Raw genomic sequence first — 502 nt, forward strand, 5'->3', positions numbered from 1 at the left:
TTCACAAGGACGAGCACTCCTGGCGCGGCACGCGCGCGGAGGCGATTGCGCGCGTCATTGGCGCGATACGCGTGCGCATGGGCTACCGCACCTATCTGGTGCAGCGCTTCATCGACACCCACGACCTGGCCGGCCAGCCGGCGACGGTGCGCGCCGACATGGTCCGTCGGCCGGACGATGGCTGGGACTTCTTCCGCCTGACGGGCCGCGTCTCGCTTGGTTCCAAGCTGATTTCGAACCGGGCCAAGGGCAGCGCGCTGATCGACGCGGAATCCTATTTCATCGCGCGCGGGGCGGCCGATCCCGAGGGCAAGGTCCGCGAAGCCCAGGCACTGTCACGGGAGACCGCCAGCACGCTGTGCCAGCAGCCGGGCCTTGGCGCCTGTTATGAGTTCGGCATCGACCTTGCCGTCGACCAGGATCTGCATTTCTGGTTCCTCGAAGCCAACAAGCGCCCCCTCGCCAATGGCGCCGAGATCGAACGCATGATGCCCGCGATGAC

Annotated in this window: 1 protein-coding gene; it reads left to right on the forward strand. The window is 66.9% G+C overall.

Going from position 1 to position 502, the window contains the following annotated elements; genetic code table 11:
• The coding region (locus ACFP3R_RS37795; protein ID WP_380643884.1) for a YheC/YheD family protein at window positions 1–502 on the forward strand (502 nt) is incomplete at both ends.

Source organism: Saccharothrix lopnurensis (assembly GCF_042658445.1).
GTDB lineage: Bacteria > Actinomycetota > Actinomycetes > Mycobacteriales > Pseudonocardiaceae > Actinosynnema > Actinosynnema lopnurensis.